15 protein-coding genes and 1 pseudogene are annotated in these 18,922 nt (G+C 62.2%); 11 read left to right on the top strand and 5 right to left on the bottom strand.

Going from position 1 to position 18,922, the window contains the following annotated elements:
* Positions 1-5: 5 nt before the first annotated feature.
* The 4 genes from KL786_RS23325 to edd form a co-directional block, all read right to left on the bottom strand.
* Entirely contained in the window at positions 6-1,460 is a 1,455-nt protein-coding gene (locus KL786_RS23325; RefSeq protein ID WP_215519115.1) for an ATP-binding protein, read from the bottom strand.
* Positions 1,450-2,181 carry a response regulator gene (locus tag KL786_RS23330; protein ID WP_032862448.1) on the bottom strand — a complete coding sequence of 244 codons (732 nt, stop codon included), beginning with the start codon at positions 2,179-2,181 and terminating at the stop codon, positions 1,450-1,452. Before KL786_RS23330 ends, KL786_RS23325 begins: the two co-directional genes overlap by 11 nt.
* A gap of 126 nt (positions 2,182-2,307) precedes the next feature.
* The gene (locus KL786_RS23335) at positions 2,308-3,264 is read right to left on the bottom strand and encodes a glucokinase (RefSeq protein WP_215519116.1); all 957 of its coding nucleotides are present in this window, start codon (positions 3,262-3,264) and stop codon (positions 2,308-2,310) included.
* Complete coding sequence (gene edd / locus KL786_RS23340) at positions 3,261-5,087, bottom strand: phosphogluconate dehydratase (protein WP_090291848.1); 1,827 nt, start codon at positions 5,085-5,087, stop codon at positions 3,261-3,263. Before edd ends, KL786_RS23335 begins: the two co-directional genes overlap by 4 nt.
* A gap of 222 nt (positions 5,088-5,309) precedes the next feature.
* Here edd and gap point away from each other — a divergent pair, with 222 nt between their 5' ends.
* The 8 genes and pseudogenes from gap to KL786_RS30170 all read left to right on the top strand — a co-directional run bounded on the left by gap (position 5,310) and on the right by KL786_RS30170 (position 14,384).
* Positions 5,310-6,311 carry a type I glyceraldehyde-3-phosphate dehydrogenase gene (gap, locus tag KL786_RS23345; protein ID WP_029295415.1) on the top strand — a complete coding sequence of 334 codons (1,002 nt, stop codon included), beginning with the start codon at positions 5,310-5,312 and terminating at the stop codon, positions 6,309-6,311.
* 216 nt (positions 6,312-6,527) lie between these two features.
* Entirely contained in the window at positions 6,528-7,046 is a 519-nt protein-coding gene (locus tag KL786_RS23350) for an RNA polymerase sigma factor (protein WP_032862444.1), read from the top strand.
* Positions 7,047-7,128: 82 nt separating this feature from the next.
* Positions 7,129-8,097, top strand: a complete 969-nt coding sequence (locus KL786_RS23355) for a FecR family protein (protein WP_032862443.1) — start codon at positions 7,129-7,131, stop codon at positions 8,095-8,097.
* A gap of 115 nt (positions 8,098-8,212) precedes the next feature.
* Entirely contained in the window at positions 8,213-10,783 is a 2,571-nt protein-coding gene (locus KL786_RS23360; RefSeq protein WP_215519117.1) for a TonB-dependent receptor, read from the top strand.
* A 127-nt stretch (positions 10,784-10,910) separates the two neighbouring features.
* Positions 10,911-11,519 (top strand): biliverdin-producing heme oxygenase, encoded by a 609-nt coding sequence (locus tag KL786_RS23365; RefSeq protein WP_215519118.1) that lies wholly within the window; start codon positions 10,911-10,913, stop codon positions 11,517-11,519.
* Positions 11,520-11,716: 197 nt separating this feature from the next.
* Positions 11,717-12,121, top strand: a complete 405-nt coding sequence (locus KL786_RS23370) for a YbaN family protein (protein ID WP_215519119.1) — start codon at positions 11,717-11,719, stop codon at positions 12,119-12,121.
* A 397-nt stretch (positions 12,122-12,518) separates the two neighbouring features.
* Positions 12,519-13,526, top strand: a pseudogene (locus KL786_RS30165) (methyl-accepting chemotaxis protein); the annotation flags it as partial.
* A gap of 102 nt (positions 13,527-13,628) precedes the next feature.
* Positions 13,629-14,384, top strand: coding sequence for a methyl-accepting chemotaxis protein (locus tag KL786_RS30170; protein WP_373323108.1), 756 nt, complete (start codon positions 13,629-13,631; stop codon positions 14,382-14,384).
* A 151-nt stretch (positions 14,385-14,535) separates the two neighbouring features.
* Here KL786_RS30170 and KL786_RS23380 read toward each other — a convergent pair whose 3' ends face one another.
* Entirely contained in the window at positions 14,536-15,099 is a 564-nt protein-coding gene (locus KL786_RS23380) for a nitroreductase family protein (RefSeq protein ID WP_032862438.1), read from the bottom strand.
* Between the two features lie 149 nt (positions 15,100-15,248).
* On the opposite strand from KL786_RS23380, the gene KL786_RS23385 reads away from it, so the two are divergent.
* From KL786_RS23385 to KL786_RS23395, 3 genes are read left to right on the top strand one after another with little or no spacing between them, the layout of a single operon-like run.
* The gene (locus tag KL786_RS23385; protein WP_215519121.1) at positions 15,249-16,679 is read left to right on the top strand and encodes a di-heme oxidoreductase family protein; all 1,431 of its coding nucleotides are present in this window, start codon (positions 15,249-15,251) and stop codon (positions 16,677-16,679) included.
* 31 nt (positions 16,680-16,710) lie between these two features.
* Positions 16,711-17,775 (top strand): imelysin family protein, encoded by a 1,065-nt coding sequence (locus KL786_RS23390; RefSeq protein ID WP_215519122.1) that lies wholly within the window; start codon positions 16,711-16,713, stop codon positions 17,773-17,775.
* A 2-nt stretch (positions 17,776-17,777) separates the two neighbouring features.
* A complete protein-coding gene (locus KL786_RS23395; RefSeq protein WP_215519135.1) occupies positions 17,778-18,875 on the top strand; it encodes a DUF1513 domain-containing protein in 1,098 nt (365 codons plus the stop codon).
* Positions 18,876-18,922: the final 47 nt, after the last annotated feature.

Here is an 18,922-nt window from a genome sequence, read left to right on the forward strand (position 1 = left end):
CCGCGTCAATCGGGTGTGCGGGGCAACTGCAAGGTCACCCGTAGGCCACCTTCGCGCAAATTCTGCAGGCTGACTTCGCCGCCATGGCTGTGGGCGATGTTGCGCGCAATCCCCAAACCCAAGCCATAGCCTTGCTGCTGCCCGGCCAGGCGAAAGTGCGGTTCAAAGACCTGTTCCAGGCGCTGCTCCGGCACCCCCGGTCCTTCGTCATCCACATGCAGGATGAACTGCGCGCCATCGTCTTCGATATGCAGATGGGCGTTCTGCCCATACTTCAAGGCGTTGTCGATCAGGTTGCCAATGCAGCGCTTGAGCGCCAGCGGCTTGCCCGGGTAGGCCGTCAGCGCCCGACCATGCTGGGTCACCCGCCCATTGCCATTGGGCGCCAGGTACGGTTCCACCAGGCAGTCGAGCACATGATTGAGGTCCACCGGCTCGATGTTCTCGTGGATATCGGTGTCCTTGACGCACTGCAACGCACCTTTGACCAGCAGTTCCAGTTCGTCCAGGTCACGGCCGAACTTGGCTTGCAGCTTCTCGTCCTCCAACAACTCCACACGCAAGCGCAGCCGTGTGATCGGGGTACGCAGGTCGTGGGAAATCGCACTGAACAACTGGCTGCGCTCGGTCAGGTAGCGGCTGATCCGTTCGCGCATGGCATTGAACGCACGGCCCACTTCCACCACTTCGCTGCCGCCGCCTTCGGCCACCGGCTCCACGTCGGCCCCCAGGGACAGGTCCCGCGCCGCGCGCGCAAGGCGCTTGAGCGGGCGGCTTTGCCAATGCACCAGCAACCCGATAAACAGCAGCAGAAACCCGCTGGTCAGCACAATAAACCACACTTGCTGGGACGGCAGGCCCTGCTCTTCAAGGCTGGTGTAGGGTTCGGGCAAGAGCGATGCGATGTACAACCACTCGCCCGCCGCCAACTGGATCTGCGTGACCAGCACCGGCGGATTGACCGGTTCCAGGGTCAACGCGTAATGCGCCCAGGAACGTGGCAGTTCATCGAGTTTCAAGCCGGCATTGAAGATGCGCAGGTCTTCGGCGCTGACAAACTCCACCGAAAAATGCACGTTGCTGCCCAGGGTCTGGCGCAAGACTTCATCCACGACACCGAGCACCGCAAGCTTGCGCGGCGTTTGCGGCAGCACTTCCATATCCAGCGGCTTGTCATTGAGCGTCACCACAAAACGCGTGCCGCCCATGCTGCGCAGTTGGTCCAGCACCAGCGGCCGATAAGCCACTGGCAACGAGCGGAAATAACTGACGCTGGCCGTCATCGAATGCGCCAGGCTACGGGCACTGGTGACCAGGCCTTCAAGCTGGGTGGCGCGCAACTGCGACACCCAGATCACACTGGACAAGGCCTGGGCAAACAGCACGGCCAACAGGGTCAGCAGCAGCATGCGCCCCAACAATGAACGCGGGACCGGAATGCGCCGGCGTTCAGTGGGCATTGCTGGCAACCACACTGGCCGCCAGTTGGTAACCGCTGCCACGCACGGTGCGGATCAGCCGTGGAGGTTTTTCGGTATCGCGCAGGCGTTGGCGCAGACGGCTGACAGCCATATCGACAATCCGGTCGAGGGGCATCAGGTCGCGGCCACGGGTGGCGTTGCCAATGGTGTCGCGATCAAGGATTTGCTGCGGATGATCGAGGAACAGCTTGAGCAGGGCAAAATCGGCCCCGGAGAGGATGACTTCCTCGCCGTCGAGGTGGAACAGCCGGTGGCTGATCATGTCCAGCCGCCACTCATCGAACACCAGCACATCACCACCGCTGCGCTCCTGGCCAAACTGGCAGCGCCGCAGCAATGCCTTGATCCGGGCCTGCAACTCACGTGGGCTGAAGGGCTTGCCGATGTAATCGTCGGCGCCCAGTTCCAGGCCGATGACCCGGTCGGCCTCATCGGAACTGGCGGTCAGCATGATGATCGGCACCTGGGCCTGGCGCGGGTGCTGGCGCACCCAGCGGCAAAGGCTGAAACCATCTTCGTCCGGCAGCATCACGTCGAGGATCACCAGGTCGCACGGTGCCTCGTCCATGGCCTGGCGAAACCCTGCGCCATTGGACACACCCCGCACCTGGAAGCCGGCGCGACTGAGGTAGGTTTGCAGCAACTCGCGGATTTCCTCATCGTCGTCGACGAGGAGAATGGATTTACTGATTACGCTCACGGGGGCCTCCTTGTTGTTATGGGGTGCTCTCTAGGGCCTCATCGCGGGCAAGCCCGCTCCCACATTTTGATTTGCGAACACATTCAAATGTGGGAGCTGGCTTGCCTGCGATGGGGCCATCACTGCCTACGCAAAAGCCTGCTCCAACGCCACACCCGCGCCAGTCAACCCGGAATACGGCGCCGTCACCAACCACACCGGAATACCCTTGAAGTAGTCACTCATGCAGCCTTTGTCAGCAAAACTCTTGGCAAAACCACTGTTGATAAAGAAATCGGCAAACCGTGGGATCACCCCGCCTACGATGTACACGCCACCCCGGCCACCCGTGGTCAGCACGTTATTGCCCGCCACGCGGCCCAGCCAGATGCTGAACTGATCGAGGACTTCCAGCGCGACCGGATCACCGGCCAGGCCCGCCGCCGTAATCGCCTCGGGTGTTTCGAGCACGGCCTGATGACCGTCCACCGCGCAGATCGCCCGGTACAGACGCGGCAGGCCACCACCGCTCAGGGCGGTTTCAGCGCTGACATGCCCGATTTCGTTGTAGATGTGCTGCCACAACTGGGTTTCCCGCGGGCTGCTCAGGGGCAGGTCGACATGCCCACCCTCCCCCGGCAACGCCGCCCAGCGGCCTGCGCCCAGATCCAGCAAAGTGCCGACACCCAAGCCAGTGCCCGGGCCAATCACCACCGCCGGGCGCAACGGCTCCGGCGTGCCTGCGCACACCACGCGATACTCATCGGGTTGCAGGCGCGTCATGCCCAGGGCCATGGCCGAAAAATCATTGACCAGCAACAACTCGTCCACCTGCAGGGTTTTGCAGAACGCCGCCCTACTCAGGCGCCAATGGTTGTTGGTGAACTTGAACTCATCACCACTCACCGGCCCCGCCACCGACAGGCACACCGCGCCAATGGAGCCCAGCGCCAGGCCTTCCTCCTTGAGATAGACCTGGATCGCATCCTCGGGGCTGGCGTGATCCGCCGTGGCCAGCACCCGGATCGAATGCAGTTCCTGGTCCCGCCACAACGCAAACCGGGCGTTGGTACCGCCGATGTCACCAACCAGCGCAAGCTTCACTTAAGTGTCTCCAGGGCAGAGGTAAAGGCGCTGGCGCCCTGCTCTGCGGAGCTTGCGGCCAGACGCATGAATGCAAACAGCTCACGCCCCGCCCCCACGTTATTGCCCAAAAGGCCCGTGGCAGGTGTGCGCGCGGCAAATTCTTTGGCGTCCACCTTAAGCTCCAGGGTGCCTTTGACGCCATCGACGCGAATGATATCGCCATCCATGACCCGCGCCAGCGGCCCGCCGCTCTGGGCTTCGGGGTTGACGTGAATCGCGGCCGGGATCTTACCCGAGGCGCCGGACATGCGCCCGTCTGTCACCAGCGCGACTTTGAAGCCTCGGTCCTGCAAAACACCCAGGAACGGGGTCATCTTGTGCAGCTCCGGCATGCCGTTGGAGCGCGGGCCCTGGAAGCGCATCACCGCGACAAAATCCTTCTCCAGTTGGCCGGCCTTGAACGCATCGGCCAGGTCTTGCTGATCCTGGAATACCACCGCCGGCGCTTCGACGATTTGATGTTCAAGGGCCACAGCCGAGACTTTCATCACCCCGCGGCCAAGGTTGCCTTCCATCACGCGCAGCCCACCTTCGGGGGAGAACGCACGGGCCACCGGGCGCAGGATGGTTTCGTCGAGGCTTTCGATCGGGCCGTCGCGCCACACCAGTTCGCCGTCCACCAGGAATGGCTCCTGGGTGTAGCGGCTCAGGCCACGGCCCGCGACGGTGTTGACGTCTTCGTGGAGCAAGCCGGCTTCCAGCAGTTCGCGGATCAGGAACGACATGCCGCCCGCCGCCTGGAAGTGGTTGATGTCAGCCTTGCCGTTCGGATAGACGTGGGACAGGGTCGGCACCACCTCGGAGAGGTCGGCCATGTCTTGCCAGGTCAGGATGATGCCCGCCGACATGGCGATGGCCGGCATGTGCAGGGTGTGGTTGGTGGAACCACCGGTGGCGTTGAGGGCCACGATGGAGTTGACCAGGGATTTTTCGTCGACGATCTCGCCAATCGGCGTGAAGTTACCGCTGGCCTTGGTCAGGCGCGTGACCTGGTGCGCGGCCTCACGGGTCAGCGCATCACGCAGCGGCGTGTACGGGTTGACGAACGAAGCGCCCGGCAAATGCAGGCCCATGACTTCCATCAGCAACTGGTTGGTGTTGGCGGTACCGTAGAAGGTGCAGGTGCCTGGGCTGTGGTAGGACTTCATCTCCGATTCCAGCAACTCTTCGCGGCTGGCCTTGCCTTCCGCGTAACGCTGGCGCACATCGGCTTTCTGTTTGTTGGAGATCCCCGACGGCATCGGCCCGCCCGGCACGAAGATCATCGGCAGGTGGCCATAACGCAGGGCGCCCATCATCAGGCCGGGGACGATCTTGTCACAGATACCCAGCATCAGCGCCGCATCGAACATGTTGTGGGACAGCGCTACCGCCGTGGACATGGCAATCACTTCACGGCTCAGCAGGCTCAGCTCCATGCCGGGCTCGCCCTGGGTCACGCCGTCGCACATGGCCGGGGTGCCACCGGCGAACTGACCGACGGAGCCAATCTCGCGCAGGGCCTTTTTGATCTGCTCGGGGAAATGTTCGTAGGGCTGGTGCGCCGAGAGCATGTCGTTATATGACGAAACAATTGCCACGTTGGCCGCATTCATCATGCGCAGACTATTTTTATCTTCAGTGCCGCATCCGGCCACGCCGTGGGCAAAGTTGGCGCATTGCAGCTTGCCGCGCATCGGCCCGTCGCTGGCCGCGCCGCGAATCAGCGCAAGGTACGCCTCACGGGTGGCCCGGCTGCGGGCGATAAGGCGTTCGGTGACCTCAAGTACGCGGGGATGCATGTGTAGAACTCCAGGCTAACGGATGTGGCGACCTGAAAGTCTATGCTGGTCAAAAGCCCGCCGCGCAAAGGTTGGCAGGGAGTTACTTGACCAATCGGACCAGTTGATTCAGGTCACTCGTTGTAGATTGAACAAAATATTGCCACTAAAAAGGCTTGTTTTCTATTTTTATGCGAATAATCTTGTAATTCTTACAACAAATCGACGACAGGCGCTTTTCAAATGACTCTTCGAATCGCAATCAATGGTTTTGGCCGTATCGGCCGCAACGTCCTGCGCGCACTTTATACCCAAGGCTACCGCCAGGATTTGCAGATCGTCGCCATCAATGATCTGGGCGACAGTTCGATCAATGCCCACCTGCTTAAATACGACACCGTCCATGGCACTTTCGATGCAGAGGTCGCCCACGATCAGGAAAGCCTGACCGTCAATGGCGACCGGATTGCCGTCAGTGCCATTCGCAACCCCGCCGACCTGCCGTGGGCTGCACACAAGATTGACGTGGTATTCGAATGCACCGGCCTGTTCACCGACCGTGACAAGGCTGCCGCCCATATTAGCGCCGGCGCACGCAAGGTGATCATCTCTGCCCCCGCCAAGGGTGCGGATGCCACGGTGGTCTACGGGGTAAACCATGACATTTTGCGTCAATCGCACCAGATCATCTCCAACGCGTCCTGCACCACCAACTGCCTGGCGCCGGTCGCCCAGGTGCTGCACCGCGAACTGGGCATTGAAAGCGGCCTGATGACCACCATCCACGCCTACACCAATGACCAGAACCTGACTGACGTCTACCACACCGACCCGTACCGCGCCCGCTCGGCCACGCAGAACATGATCCCGAGCAAGACCGGCGCCGCCGAAGCCGTGGGCCTGGTGCTGCCGGAACTGGCGGGCAAGCTGACTGGCATGGCGGTGCGGGTGCCGGTGATCAACGTGTCCCTGGTAGACCTGACCGTGCAACTGAAAAAAGAAGCCACGGCCGATGAGGTCAATGCACTGCTCAAAGAAGCCAGCCAGCACTCGAAAATCCTTGGCTATAACACCCTGCCGCTGGTTTCCAGTGACTTCAACCATAACCCGCTGTCGTCGATCTTCGACGCCAACCACACCAAGTCCAGCGGCAAGCTGCTCAAGGTACTGGCCTGGTACGACAACGAATGGGGCTTCTCCAACCGCATGCTGGATAACTGCCTGGCGCTGTGTAACGCCGAGTAACCCCCTGAAAACCTGATTGACCCAATCACTGTAGGAGCGAGCTTGCTCGCGAGAAACGCAGAGGCACCACGCTAACTCAGAATGCCGGCGTTATCGTTGACGACCTTCGCGAGCAAGCTCGCTCCTACAGGGTTGAGCGGAATACAGCAAAGTGCTACTTGCCATTTGCGCTGATGATAAGCATTATCATTCACTGCCAATCGGTCTGGTACCCTCGTGAGCCTATCTCGCTTCAACCAAGTCTTCCTCAGCCAACGGCTGGTGCTGTTGCGAACCTTGCAGCGGATGGTGAACAACCACAGCACCGCCGAGGACCTGTTGCAGGAAACCTACCTGCGCGTCACTCGGGCCCTCAGCGAACGCCCCATTGACCATCTCGAACCTTTTGTCTTCCAGACCGCACGTAACCTGGCGCTGGACCATCTGCGCTCGCGTCGGATTCAATCGCGCACCTTGCAGGAAGATGTCCCAATGGATGTCCTGCAAAGTGTCGCCTCGCCGGTCACCACCCCCGAAGATGCCGCCCACGCCGAGCAATTGCTGGAGCACCTGAGTGTCAGCCTCGGGCAGTTGAGCGCCCGCCAGCAGCAGATCTTTATCCTCAGCCGCCTGCACGGCTGCAGCTATCAGGAGATCGCCGACCAGTTGCAGGTGTCCTTGAGCACTGTGCAAAAGGAACTGAAATTGATCATGGCCATCTGCATAGGTGTGGCCGAACGACTCGATCACCCTTAAGCTTTGTCAGGACAAGCCGACAGAAATGTCACAAAAATACGTAAGACATTGAATAAAACGTGGCGAAGACCCGAGGAACACCGTGACGGACCCGAACAACCTGCACCCCCATGAGTTGGCTCATGAGGTGTTGCAACATGCGGCCATGGACCAAGCCCTCGACTGGCTGATCGTCTTGCAGTGCCCGCAGCCTGGCCAGCAAGCCGAGTTTCAGGCCTGGCTGGCTGCCGACCCGAGTCACGCCCAAGCCTTCGCCAAAGCCCAGGCGGCCTGGGGCGGGGCGCCCGTGCACAGCGCCGCCGTGGCCCTCAATGCACCACGCAAGCCCAGCGCCTGGCGGCGGATCAAGCCGCACTGGAAGCCCCTGGCCACGGCGGCGGTGTTGCTGCTCGGGCTGTTCAGCTTCAGCAACCTGCCGGTGCGTCTGCAGGCCGACCATTTGACCGTGGTCGGCGAGCGCCAGCGCCTGCAACTGGATGACGGCTCCAAGGTGCTGCTCAATACCAACTCGGCGTTTTCCAGCACCATTGATGAGCATCAGCGTATCGCCCGCCTGTATCAGGGCGAGGCGTTCTTCGAAGTCGCGGCCAGCCGTGGCCTGCCCCTGCAGATCGACGCCGGCCCGGTGCGCGCCAGCGTCAGCGATACGGCATTTGCCGTGCGTTACCTCAACGGTGAGGCGCAGGTCCAGGTGCAACGCGGGGATGTCGACCTGAGCACCACCTTCGGCAATAACCGGGTGCGCCTGAGTGCCGGCGAGAGCATCCGCGTCGGCCCCAAGGGCTTCGGCCAACCGGCCAAGCTCGATGCCACCAAGGAGCTGGCGTGGGTCCAGGGCCGGTTGATCTTTGAAAACTGCCCGATGAGCGAGGTGCTGGCTGAGCTGCGGCGCTATTACCCAGGCTGGATCGTCAATACCAATGAGCAATTGGCCAGCGTCGCCGTGACCGGCAATTACCGCCTGGACCAGCCGCTGGACGTGGTGCGCTCCCTGGCCCACATCACCTCGGCCAAGCTCTCGGAATTCCCGGCGCTAGTGATTCTCAACTGAGAATAATTATTTTTACTCGATAGCCCCTGCTGGTACGTCTCGTCTTAGCCAATGCAACTGATTCCTATTTGATTCAGGCTCGCAACTATAAGACTCGTCCCTCGGAGCGCTCTCGATGTCCTCTCGTTTCAACCGCCGGTCCTCTTCGCCCACGCTGTGCCTGCTGACCGCCGCGATCCTGCTGGCCGGCAGCCCGGTGCTCACGGCCAATGCGGCCGAACCCGCTGCGCGCAGCCACGCCAATTACACCTTCAGCATCGAGCAGCAATCCCTGGTATCGGCGCTCAACGCCTTTACCGCCGTCACCGGCTGGCAGATCGGCCTGCCCGCCGAACTGGGCCAAGGGGTTTCCTCCCCGGGCGCGCGCGGTTCGCTGACGCCGGAAAAAGCCCTGGACCGGCTGTTGGTGGGGACCAACCTGAACTACCGCAAACTGGGCAATAACAACATCGTCCTGGAAAAGCGCACGGCGGGCAGCGCAATCACCCTGCAACAAATGACCATCAGCGCCACCCGCACGGAACAGGCGGTCGATAGCGTACCCAGCACCGTCAGCGTGCATGAGCGCGAGGAACTGGACCGCCAGAACGTCAACACCATCCGCGAACTGGTGCGCTACGAGCCCGGTGTCTCGGTCGGCGGCGCCGGCACCCGCTCCGGTAATTCGGGCTACAACATCCGTGGCATCGACGGTGACCGCATCCTCACCCAGGTGGACGGCGTAGAAGTCCCGGACAACTTCTTCAACGGCCCGTACGCCAAGACCCGCCGCAACTATGTCGACCCGGAAATCGTCAAGCGCGTGGAAATCATCCGCGGCCCGGCCTCGGCCCTGTACGGCAGCAGCGCCATCGGCGGCGCCGTCAGCTACTTCACCCTCGACCCGGACGACATCATCAAGCCCGGCCAGGACGTCGGCGCGCGCCTGAAGACCGGCTACAGCTCGGCTGACGAAAGCTGGCTGACCTCCGGCACCGTCGCCGGGCGCGTGCAGGACTTCGATGGCTTGCTGCACCTGAGCCAGCGCAATGGCCATGAGATGGAATCCTACGACGGCAACAACGCCACCGGCCTGGCCCGCACCGGCGCCAACCCGGAAGACGTGCGCACCACCAACGTGCTGGCCAAGCTGGGCTGGAACTATGGCGAAGACAACCGCCTGGGCCTGACCTACGAGAAGTACAAGGACGACCGCGACATCAACCAGAAAAGCGCGGTGGGCGGGATTTTCCTCGAAGGCCAGGGCATGAATATGTACCGTGACCGTCGCGGCAACGACACCATCACCCGCGAACGCTTTGGCCTGGAAAACAAGTTTTCCCTCGATTCACCGATTGCCGATCACATCAAGACCAGCCTCAACTACCAGATCGCCAAGACCGACCAGGCCACCAGCGAAATCTATCAGGTCGGCCGCCGCGTACTGCGGACCCGCGACACCCTCTACGAAGAAAAGCAGTGGGTGTTCGACGCACAGTTGGACAAGGCCTTCGTCATCGGCGACACCGACCACCTGCTGACCTACGGCACCACGATCAAGCAGCAGAAAGTCACCGGCTCCCGTGAAGGCGCGGCGACCTGCCTGGCCGTCGGTGCCGGCTGTACCGCCATCGGCGCACCGAGCCCAAGCCCTGCCGACAGCGTGAAAAAAGCCAGCGATTTTCCGGACCCAACCATCAACAGCTACGCGCTGTTCGCCCAGGATCAGATCAGTTGGAATGACTGGACCTTCCTGCCAAGCGTGCGCTACGACTATATCCAGCTCAAACCCAAGCTGACCGAAGAGTTCCTCAACACCACCGACCCGGACCGCGAGTATCCCCACGACGATTCGAACAAAACCTGGCACCGTTTCTCGCCAAAACTGGGCGTGACCTACGCGCTGACCGAGCAATACACCTGGTTCGGCCAGTACGCCGAAGGTTTCCGCACGCCATCTGCCAAGGCGTTGTATGGCCGCTTTGAAAACCTTAACGAAAACTATGTCGTAGAGCCCAACTCCAACCTCAAGCCGGAAACCAGCAAGAGCTATGAAACCGGGATCCGCGGCAATTTCGATGCGGGCAATTTCGACGTCGCCGTGTTCTATAACAAGTACCGCGACTTTATCGACGAAGACAACGCCGTACTGGGCCCTGCCGGCAGCACAGTCTTCCAGCCGGGCAATATCAAGCGCGCCACCATCAAGGGCATGGAAGTCAAAGGCCGCTTGAACCTGGATGCCTTCGGCGCACCGCACGGCCTGTACAGCAAAGGCGCGATTGCCTACGCCCACGGTCGCAACGACGAAACCGGCCAGCCGCTGAACAGCGTCAACCCGCTCAAGGGCGTGTTTGGCCTGGGCTACGACCAGGACAACTATGGTGCGCTGGTCAGTTGGACCCTGGTCAAGAAACAGAACCGGGTCGACAGCGCCACGTTCTTTACCCCGACCGGCATCAAGGCCAACGGCCCGTTCAAGACCCCGGGCTTTGGCATCGTCGACCTGACGGGCTTCTACAAAGTCACCAACGACCTGACCGTCAACGGCGGCCTGTACAACCTGACCGACAAGAAATACTGGAACTGGGATGACGTGCGCAGCTACGACGGTGTGGGTGAAGCCGGCGTGACCTCGCCGGCCAGCCTGGACCGCCTGACCCAGCCCGGTCGCAACTTCGCGATCAACCTGATCTGGGACATCTGATCCCTGCAACCCCACCCCGCCGGATTTATCGCCAGCGGGGTGAGGTTTTTTTACTGTGACGCGTCTTCTTGTTCGTCTAGTAATAACAGCCTGGCAATAAGGCGCTTTTCCTTCTCAAGGACATCCCATGACCGCTTCCACCACCGCTGAACGTGCAAGCCTGCGCTCCCAGCGCCTGAACCAGATCACCAACGAGCCGCACACCAAGCTCGACGCACTGGTCAAGGCTCACGCCCCGTTTGAAACCCAGGCCAACTTCGCCCGTTTCGTCGTCGCCCAGTACCTGTTCCAGTCGGAACTGGTGGCGCTGTACAACGATCCCGAGCTGATCAAGCTGGTGCCTGACCTGGCCGAGCGCTGCCGCGCCGAAGCCGCCAAACTGGACCTGGCCGACCTGGAAACCGAAGTACCCGCCCCTGTGGCCGGTGCCGTGCAGAACCCAAGCAAGGCCCAAGCCCTGGGCTGGTTGTTCGTGTCCGAAGGTTCCAAGCTGGGCGCTGCGTTCCTGATCAAGCGCGCCGTCGGCCTGGGCCTGAGCGAAACCTTCGGTGCCCGCCACCTGGGCGAACCCGCCGGTGGCCGTGCCGAAGGCTGGAAGAGCTTCACCCGCACCCTCGACGGCCTGGAACTGAGCGCCGAAGAAGAAGCAGCGGCGGAGAAAGGTGCGGTGGATGCATTCGTACGCTTCACCGTGTTGCTGGAACAGGCGTACGCTAGCGCCCCAGAACTGGCCTGATCCACTGCTGGTGTAGGAACCAGCTTGTTTAGGAACCAGCTGTTTAGGAGCTGGCTTGTGTGGGAGCTGGCTTGCCTGCGATAGCATCGCCTCGGTTCAACTGATACACCGAGGCGGCTGCATCGCAGGCAAGCCAGCTCCCACATTTTGATCGCGCTCCACTTTCAGATTTTTCGCAACCCATACAAATCGTACCTATGACCGGCACAACCCAATCCTCCTCCAAACTCGCCCGAGTCCTGTTCGGCCTGCTGGCCTATGTCAGCCTGGGGATCGGCTTGATTGCGATTGTCGTGCCGGGCCTGCCCACCACCGAATTCATCCTGCTGGCTGCCTGGGCTGCCACCAAGAGCTCGCCACGCCTGAGCGCCTGGCTGGAAAACCACCGCTTGTTCGGACCGATCCTGTTCAACTGGCGCAACGGCAAGATCATCGCGCGTCGGGCCAAGGTCAGCGCCACCGTGAGCATGCTGCTGTGTGCCGGCCTGATGCTGGTGATGCTCGATCACGGCTGGCCGATCTACCTGGCCATCGCCGGGATGAGCCTGGGCAACCTGTGGATCTGGTCACGCCCCGAACGCCTCGCGCAAACCGCTGCCTGAGCGCTACCGCTCATCGCCTGCCCCTCATGAATTACTCGCCGGTGCCGATGTTGCGGGCATAGCGCCGAATGGACTTGGCCGTTGCCCTGCTTGCACACCAATAAGTCCAATCGCGAGTAAGCCCATGTTTGACACCCTCTCCATCCGCTTGAAAATCGTGCTGCTCTCCGGTCTCTGCCTGTTGGGGGTGATTGCGCTGATCGTCAGCCTGAATATCTACCAGGCCAACCAGAACGACCAACTGGTCAGCGCCCAAAGTTCACGCATGCTCACCACCAGCGTGGAGAACCTGCTCCAGGCCAAGGCCGCCGAGCAGGCCGTGCAACTGCAGAAAGCCTTCGGCGAGAGCCTGTTGGTGGTCACCGCCCTCGCCGATCAGGTCAAGGACTTGCGCAACATGGCCGCCAAGCGCTCGCTGGAAGCGGGGGCCGTGCGCGAGGAACTCAACCAGCGGGTCAAGACCGCCTTCGAGCGCAATACCAAGGTGCTGGGGATCTGGTTGTCGTTTGAACCCAATGGCCTGGATGGCAGGGACAGCGAATTTGTCGACGACAAACTGCGCGCCTCCAACGAAGTCGGGCGCTTTTCCAGCTATTGGAGCCGTGCCGGCGGTGAGGGCCTGAACACGGTGATGGTGGAAGCGGACCTGACCAAGACCACCCTCAATCTCAGTGGTACGCCCTACAACATCTGGTACACCTGCCCACGGGATACCCGCAGCGTTTGCCTGCTGGACCCGTATGCCGACGAAGTCGCCGGCAAGTCGATGCTGATGACCACGATCTCACTGCCGCTGCTGGCAGATGGCAAGGTCATTGGTGTGATCGGCGTCGACATTGCCCTGGATGCCCTGCAAGCGGCCGCCAATACCGCGCAAAAAGAGCTGTTCGACGGCGCCGGGATCATGGAAATTCTTTCCAGCAGTGGCCTGATTGCCAGCTACAGCGGCGAGCCGGACAAAGTCGGCAAGAGCATCGTCGATGTACTGGGTGGCGAAGGTAAAGAAATCGTGCAACTGCTGGCCAGTGACACCCACAAGGTCCGCGAGCAGGACGACACAATCCGTGCGGTGTACCCAGTCAAGCCGATTGCCGAGGCCAAGCCCTGGGGCGTGGTGATCAAACTGCCCAAGGACGTGCTGCTGGCCGATTCGGTCAAGCTGCAAGGCGTGCTCGACGACGCCCAGGCTCGCGGCACACTGCAGGCATTGCTGGTGGGCGCTGCGGCCGGCCTGCTGGGCCTGTTGCTGATGTGGCTGACGGCCACGGGCGTGACCCGCCCGATCAACAGCGTGGCGGCGATGCTCAAGGACATTGCCAGCGGCGACGGCGACCTGACCCAACGCCTGGCCTACACGAAAAAAGACGAACTGGGGGAACTGGTCAGTTGGTTCAACCGCTTTCTCGACAAGCTGCAACCGACCATCGCCCAGATCAAGCAGAGCATCACCGAAGCCCGTGGCACCGCTGATCAGTCCTCGGAAATCGCGCGCCAGACCAGCGAAGGCATGCAGGTGCAGTTCCGCGAGATCGACCAGGTGGCGACCGCCTCCAACGAGATGAGCGCCACCGCCCATGATGTGGCCAACAGCGCCTCAAACGCTGCCAGTGCAGCTCGCGGCGCCGATCAGTCAGCCCGCGAGGGCCTGGCGATCATCGAGCGCAGCACCCGTGACATCACCACCCTCGCCGAAGAAGTCAGCAAGGCGGTGACCGAAGTCGAAGCCCTGGCGGTCAACAGCGAGCAGATCGGTTCGGTGCTGGAGGTGATCCGCAGCATTGCCGAGCAGACCAACCTGCTGGCCCTCAATGCCGCGATTGAAGCCGCGCGCGCCGGGGAAAGCGGGCGTGGTTTCGCGGTGGTGGCGGACGAAGTGCGCAACCTGGCCCGGCGTACCCAGGATTCGGTGGAGGAAATCCGCCTGGTGATCGAACGCATCCAGAGCGCGACCCGTGGGGTGGTGACCACCATGCATTCGAGCCAGAGCCAGGCGCAGAACAATGCCGGGCAGATCCAGCAGGCGGTTCAGGCCCTGGGCAAGATCAGCGATGCAGTGACGGTGATCAGCGACATGAACCTGCAAATCGCCAGCGCCGCCGAAGAACAGAGCGCCGTGGCCGAAGAGGTCAACCGCAATGTTTCGGCCATTCGTACCGTGACCGAGACCCTGACCGGCCAGGCGACGGAATCGGCGGCGATCAGCAGCCAATTAAATGCATTGGCCAACCAGCAGATGAAGCTGATGGATCAGTTCCGGGTCTGAAAACACCGGATACCCATGTGGGAGCGGGCTTGTGTGGGAGCTGGCTTGCCTGCGATAGCATCACCTCTGTGTAGCTGATGCATCGAGGCGTCTGTATCGCAGGCAAGCCAGCTCCCACACAAGCAGCTTCAACACTTGGATGTGGCTGGTATCAGAGACCGGTCCAGGCACTGACAAACGCCGTGATGTCCTCTTTCGCCGCCGTACGCGGCGGGTTCTGCGCGGTGCCCAGGTAGAGGAAGCCAATCACCTCCTCACCCGCGCCCAGCCCCAACCCCTTGGCCACATGCGCCGAATACGACAACTCCCCGGTCCGCCACACCGCACCAATCCCCTGGGCGTACGCCGCCAGCAGGATGCCGTGGGCCGCACAGGCGGCCGCCAGCAGTTGCTCGGACTTGGGCACCTTGAAGTGTTCCTGCAGACGGGCAATCACCACCACCACCAACGGCGCACGCAACGGGCCGTTCTGTGCCTTGTCGATCACCGCTTGCGGTGCCGCAGGGTCTTGCAGGCGGGCCGCTTCGGCCAGCAGGGTGCCCATTTGCTCGCGGGCCGGGCCTTCCACGGTGAGGAAGCGCCAAGGCCGCAACTGGCCGTGGTCCGGCGCACGCATGGCTGCCGCGAACAGCACTTCGCGCTGTTCGGCAGTGGGGGCCGGCTCCAGCAGGCGCGGCACGGAAACACGGTTGAGCAAAGCGTCGAGAGCCTGCATTGGCCACCTCCAGGAAAAATGTGCGGCCATTCTAGCGGGAATGCATCAGATTGGAGCAAACGATAATTGCTCTTATTCAATCCGCCCCGCCCTGTTAGACTTTGCCCCCTGAATTTCATCCACCGTCGCCCGTCTTTTCAGGATTACCGATGCCCCGTTTGCTTCTTCGCCTGTCTGCACTCTTGATGGCCGTGAGCCTGAGTGCCTGCGATGACGCCCCGCCGCCGACGTTTACCCAGGCCGAGCCGGGTGAGGCACGTTCGGGAGGCAGCACGACGGTGAGGAAGACCGACCAGAATGCCTTCTCGTTGCCGTCGGCCAATTTGGCGCCGACGCGCCGCCTGGATTTCAGCGTCGGCAACAGCTTTTTCCGCAATCCGTGGGTGATCGCCCCGGCCACCACCACTGCCCGTGATGGGCTGGGGCCGCTGTTCAACACCAACGCCTGCCAGAACTGCCACATCAAGGACGGGCGTGGCCATCCGCCCTTGCCTGAGGCCAGCAATGCAGTGTCGATGCTGGTGCGCTTGTCGATTCCGGACTCACAGCCCTACGCCAAGGTCATCGAGCAACTGGGTGTCGTCCCGGAGCCAGTCTATGGTGGGCAACTGCAGGACATGGCCGTGCCCGGTGTGGTCCCGGAAGGCAAGGTGCGGGTCGACTACACGCCGGTCAACGTCACGTTCAAGGACGGCACGGTGGTCGAGTTGCGCAAGCCAGCCCTGCAAATCACTCAGTTGGGCTATGGCCCGATGCATCCGGATACGCGGTTTTCCGCGCGCGTGGCCCCGCCGATGATCGGCCTGGGCCTGCTTGAAGCCATCAGCGACGCAGACATCCTGCAAAACGCCAGCAAACGCCCGGACAAAAACGGCGTGTTCGGCCGCCCGAACTGGGTCTGGGATGATGCCCGACAAAAAACCGTGCTCGGCCGTTTCGGCTGGAAAGCCGGGCAACCGAACCTCAATCAACAAAATGTTCACGCGTTTTCGGGTGACATGGGCCTGACGACCAGCCTGCGCCCCTTCGATGACTGCACCGACGCACAGGTTGCCTGTAAGCAAGCGCCCAACGGCAACGGCGAAAATGGCGAGCAGGAAGTCAGCGATAACATCCTGCGCCTGGTGCTGTTCTACACCCGCAACCTGGCCGTTCCGGCGCGCCGTGATGTCAATGAACAACAAGTGCTGGCCGGCAAGAACCTGTTCTTCCAGGCGGGTTGCCAGTCGTGCCACACGCCGACATTCACCACCGCAGCCAACGCCGCTGAACCTGAGCTCGCCAACCAGGTGATCCGCCCCTACACCGACCTGTTGCTGCACGATATGGGCGAGGGCCTGGCCGATAACCGTACCGAATTCAAGGCCGGTGGCCGCGACTGGCGCACGCCGCCGTTGTGGGGCATCGGCCTGACGCAAAACGTCAGTGGCCACACCCAGTTGCTGCATGACGGCCGCGCCCGCAACCTGCTTGAAGCCGTGCTGTGGCATGGCGGTGAAGCCCAGGCGGCGCAGCAGCATGTGTTGTCATTTAGCGCCGAGCAGCGCGCCGCGTTGCTCGCGTTCCTGAATTCTCTATAAGCTTTGCCCCAATTAATGAAGGGAGCTCGACATGTTCCGTCCCAAGTTGTTGTTCACCAGCCTTGCCGCCCTCGCCCTGGGCGCCTGCTCGCCACAGGATCCGCAAGCGGTTACCTCGGCCGCCATCGCCAAGCAAGTGATCCTGCCGACCTACAGCCGCTGGGTCGAAGCTGACCGGCAACTGGCCGTCAGTGCCCTGGCTTACTGCCAAGGCAAGGAATCCCTGGAAACCGCGCGCGCCGACTTCCTCCACGCGCAAAAAGCCTGGGCCGAGTTGCAACCGCTGCTGATCGGCCCGCTGGCCGAGGGCAACCGCGCCTGGCAGGTGCAGTTCTGGCCGGACAAGAAAAACCTCGTCGGCCGTCAAGTCGAGCAACTGGCCACCGCCCAGCCGCAGATCGATGCCGCCGCCCTGGCCAAGTCCAGCGTCGTGGTGCAAGGCCTGTCGGCCTACGAATACATCCTGTATGACGCCAAGACCGACATCGCCAACGATGCCCAGAAAGCCCGCTACTGCCCGCTGCTGATCGCCATCGGCGAGCGCCAGAAACAACTCGCCGAGGAAATCCTCACCAGTTGGAACAGCACCGACGGCATGCTCGCGCAGATGACCAAGTTCCCGAACCAGCGCTACGCCGATTCCCACGAAGCCATCGCCGAGCTGCTGCGCGTGCAGGTCACGGCCCTGGACACCCTGAAGAAAAAACTCGGCACGCCGATGGGTCGCCTGTCCAAGGGCATCCCGCAGCCGTTCCAGGCCGATGCGTGGCGCAGCCAGTCGTCCCTGCAAGGCTTGCAAGCCAGCCTCGCGGCGGCCCAGACCGTGTGGGTCGGGGTCGACAACAAGGGCCTGCGCGGCCTGCTGCCCGCCGACCAGAAGCCTTTGGCCGAGAAGATCGACGCTGCCTACGCCGCTTCACTGAAACTGTTCGACAGCAACCAGCGTTCGCTCAATGAACTGCTGGCCGATGACGCCGGGCGCCAGCAACTCAACGACATCTACGACAGCCTCAACGTCGTCCACCGCCTGCATGAGGGCGAACTGGCCAAGGCGCTGGGCATCCAACTGGGCTTCAACGCCAACGACGGTGACTGATGATGCTCAGGCGACAGGCTTTGGCCATCGGCAGCGTGCTGCTCAGTGCAATCACCCTGGGCGGCTGGACGCTGTTCAAGCGCAAGGGCGACAGCCCGCTGCTGCTGTCGGCCCGGGATGATGCCGACGGCAAGCACTACGCCGTGGGTTATCGCCTGGACGGCACTCAAGTGTTCGCGACCCAGGTCGGCCAGCGCTGCCACGACATCATCAACCACCCGACCCAGCCCATCGCCCTGTTCGTGGCCCGCCGCCCGGGCACCGAGAGCTATCTGGTGGACCTGCGCGACGGCACGCTGCTGCAAACCGTGACGTCCCAGGCCAACCGGCACTTCTACGGGCATGCGGTGATCCACAAGAGCGGCGACTGGCTGTACGCCACGGAAAACGACACCACCGACCCCGGTCGCGGCCTGTTGGGGGTGTACACGTTCGAAGGTGAACGCCTGGTACACCGTGGCGAAATCTCCACCCACGGCATCGGCCCACACCAGGTGTCGTGGATGCCCGATGGAGAAACCCTGATCGTGGCCAATGGCGGCATCCGCACCGAGGCCGAAAGCCGGGTCGAGATGAACCTCAACGCCATGGAGCCCAGCCTGGTGCTGATGCAGCGTGACGGTACGCTGTTGAGCAAGGAAACCCTCGGCCAGCAGATGAACAGCGTGCGCCATATGGGGATCGCCAGCGATGGCACGATCCTCACCGGGCAGCAGTTCATGGGGCCTTCGCAGGAGCGATCCGAACTGTTGGCAATCAAGCGTCCGGGGCAACCGTTCGTGGCGTTCCCGGTGGCGGATGAGCAGTTGCAGGCCATGGGGCACTACACCGCCAGCGTGGCCGTGCACAGTGAATTACGCCTGGTGGCACTGACCGCACCACGGGGCAATCGCTTTTTTATCTGGGACATGGACAGCGGCGAACTGCGTCTGGACGGGCCGTTGCCCGACTGCGCCGGCGTGGGTGCGGTGGCAGACGGGTTTGTCGTGACCTCGGGCCAGGGTCGTTGTCGCTTCTACGATTGCCGGCAGCCACAACTGGTGGCCAAGCCCCTGGAATTGCCCGCCGGGTTTTGGGATAACCATCTGCATCTGGTCTGAAACCACTGCATCGCTTCCGGGCTGACACCTGGGAGCCCATCTCCAGA

It is taken from the genome of Pseudomonas sp. TAE6080, assembly GCF_018732265.1.
GTDB lineage: Bacteria > Pseudomonadota > Gammaproteobacteria > Pseudomonadales > Pseudomonadaceae > Aquipseudomonas > Aquipseudomonas brenneri.

Bases quoted from the DNA above. Each gene is read 5' to 3' on its own strand.
- KL786_RS30170 (WP_373323108.1), top strand. From the start codon at position 13,629: ATGCAGGTGCAGTTCCGCGAGATCGACCAGGTGGCGACCGCCTCCAAC.
- gap (WP_029295415.1), top strand. From the start codon at position 5,310: ATGACTCTTCGAATCGCAATCAATGGTTTTGGCCGTATCGGCCGCAAC.
- KL786_RS23385 (WP_215519121.1), top strand. From the start codon at position 15,249: ATGCCCCGTTTGCTTCTTCGCCTGTCTGCACTCTTGATGGCCGTGAGC.
- KL786_RS23325 (WP_215519115.1), bottom strand. From the start codon at position 1,460: ATGCCCACTGAACGCCGGCGCATTCCGGTCCCGCGTTCATTGTTGGGG.
- KL786_RS23380 (WP_032862438.1), bottom strand. From the start codon at position 15,099: ATGCAGGCTCTCGACGCTTTGCTCAACCGTGTTTCCGTGCCGCGCCTG.
- KL786_RS23365 (WP_215519118.1), top strand. From the start codon at position 10,911: ATGACCGCTTCCACCACCGCTGAACGTGCAAGCCTGCGCTCCCAGCGC.
- KL786_RS23370 (WP_215519119.1), top strand. From the start codon at position 11,717: ATGACCGGCACAACCCAATCCTCCTCCAAACTCGCCCGAGTCCTGTTC.
- KL786_RS23395 (WP_215519135.1), top strand. From the start codon at position 17,778: ATGCTCAGGCGACAGGCTTTGGCCATCGGCAGCGTGCTGCTCAGTGCA.
- KL786_RS23360 (WP_215519117.1), top strand. From the start codon at position 8,213: ATGTCCTCTCGTTTCAACCGCCGGTCCTCTTCGCCCACGCTGTGCCTG.
- edd (WP_090291848.1), bottom strand. From the start codon at position 5,087: ATGCATCCCCGCGTACTTGAGGTCACCGAACGCCTTATCGCCCGCAGC.
- KL786_RS23390 (WP_215519122.1), top strand. From the start codon at position 16,711: ATGTTCCGTCCCAAGTTGTTGTTCACCAGCCTTGCCGCCCTCGCCCTG.